This is a genomic window from Hydrogeniiclostridium mannosilyticum, assembly GCF_003268275.1.
Classification (GTDB): domain Bacteria; phylum Bacillota; class Clostridia; order Oscillospirales; family Acutalibacteraceae; genus Hydrogeniiclostridium; species Hydrogeniiclostridium mannosilyticum.
This window is the reverse complement of record NZ_QLYR01000026.1, coordinates 1-1,698: the sequence shown is the minus strand read 5'-3', so window position 1 is coordinate 1,698 and position 1,698 is coordinate 1. Positions and strand designations below refer to the sequence as shown.

General features: G+C 45.2%; 3 protein-coding genes. All 3 read right to left on the bottom strand.

Annotated features, from left to right (window positions below; genetic code table 11):
• Positions 1–7: 7 nt before the first annotated feature.
• The 3 genes from DPQ25_RS14225 to DPQ25_RS14210 all read right to left on the bottom strand — a co-directional run bounded on the left by DPQ25_RS14225 (position 8) and on the right by DPQ25_RS14210 (position 1,671).
• The gene (locus DPQ25_RS14225; RefSeq protein WP_112333832.1) at positions 8–616 is read right to left on the bottom strand and encodes a hypothetical protein; all 609 of its coding nucleotides are present in this window, start codon (positions 614–616) and stop codon (positions 8–10) included.
• Positions 603–1,241, bottom strand: coding sequence for a DEAD/DEAH box helicase family protein (locus tag DPQ25_RS14220; protein ID WP_112333831.1), 639 nt, complete (start codon positions 1,239–1,241; stop codon positions 603–605). The genes DPQ25_RS14225 and DPQ25_RS14220 overlap by 14 nt, the downstream gene beginning before the upstream one ends.
• 223 nt (positions 1,242–1,464) lie before the next feature.
• Complete coding sequence (locus DPQ25_RS14210; protein WP_112333829.1) at positions 1,465–1,671, bottom strand: hypothetical protein; 207 nt, start codon at positions 1,669–1,671, stop codon at positions 1,465–1,467.
• Between the last annotated feature and the right edge of the window lie 27 nt (positions 1,672–1,698).

The window sequence follows — 1,698 nt, the reverse complement described above, 5'->3', positions numbered from 1 at the left end:
CTCCTGCTTAGTTAAAAGGCAAGTCGTCATCTGTGGGAACAGGAATCTCTTCAAAACGATCATTTTCAGTAACCGGTGCAGATTTCTTAGATTCCCCTAAGGGCTTATCTTTTGGTATTTCAAATTCTCCTCTCTCGATATAGCCGACGCTTACAAACCGGTATGGCCTTACCTTCCACCCGTGACGCCCTTCGTATTCCCACTCTTCGTTGCGGAACATTACTCCAATGCGTTTCCCTTTCAGTTTAGTTTCATCCCAGTCCCATTTGTAACCGGGATTGCTCAGCTCTAATGCGTTTGTAATTGCCTTGAAGCGTCCCTGAGACAACTTCGCTTGGTCGCTGCTTCCTTCCATCGGGGGAAATACCCTGAGAACTCCATTCCATTTTTGTTTTCCATATACGGCCTGTGTCCGATAATCTCTGGCAAAATGGCCGGCTCTAGGACCTTCCACAATATCAAAACTGACCTGAAGGCGTTGAAACGCTTCTCCATTGTTGTTGTAATAGGTCGTTTCCTTCGCCTCCATAATCTCGCAAATATAACCGCCCGGCTCCAGCGTCTCCTTGTCTCCATTGAACGCTTCTACTTGCTCCCAATTGTCAATTCTCTTCATGTTGCTCCTCCTCAGTGTTGTAATATTCTCTAATTGTCAAATCTATTGTCTTTAGGTCGTTTTCAGTTAATGAATCCTCAAACATCCCTATCGGGCTTTTAACGGTATCCATTCCGTTGTTTTGCGTGGAAAAATAGTAATGCCCGTCCTTCACCTGCGTTTTGAGGACAATCGTGAAAAGCCCCTCAACGGTAATCTTTTCGTCTAACAACTTACCGATTGTTTTGCAGCGCTCCCGGCCTTGATCGTCTGTTGTCAAATGTGACAGAAAATAAACAATCCTATCATCCGGCAGAGTTTTTACTAACGATATGAGATCAAAATAATTTTTTCCTATATCCGTGAATTTCTGAAAACCGTTTTCCTTTGCCCTTCTCATGAACTCATCGGCCATTAAATACTGTGAATCATCTATCACAATTGATTTTGCACCTTTTCCAACATAGCCGCGGATTGCTGCCGTTACTTGATTATAATCATCCGATATGTAGGTTTTTAGCCTTGTGCGAAACGGCAGCGGCTTTCCTGCAACATTTATAATTGCAACTTCTCCCGGCTGAAAGTTTCTCAGTGAGGCACTTTTCCCTGTGCCCGATTCTCCCAATATCATTACGGGGATTCCCATTTTTGCTCCTTCTTTCCTACAATTTCACCGGTAAAGCTTAGGGGACAATCTGCTCCGAGCTTGTCTAACTCCATAAGAGGTTCATAGGTTCTAATACAGAGGATTCGCAAATGGCCGTTTACTGTTTTGCTCTTGCAATAAGGGCATTCTCTACAGCAAACCTTTCCGTTTTGGAAAAATACCTTGCGCTCATCAATTCCAACAAGATAAAAGCTTACTCCGTTCATCCCGCCAATGCTCCCCAGCTCATAATCCGGTCTGTCATAATATCCAAATGGTTCAGGAGCCATTCGGAAACACAGGCTTCGCAAAGCCTCGTCCCGTCTATATCAGCGACGGCGTCTACAGTGCGGCCGCAGCCTTCACAGACAGGAAGGAAAGGCTCCTGCCGGTCATATTGTGCCTGTGCCCATTCATACCCCTTAGTCATTGAGCCTCGCCTCCAGCTCCTGGATTC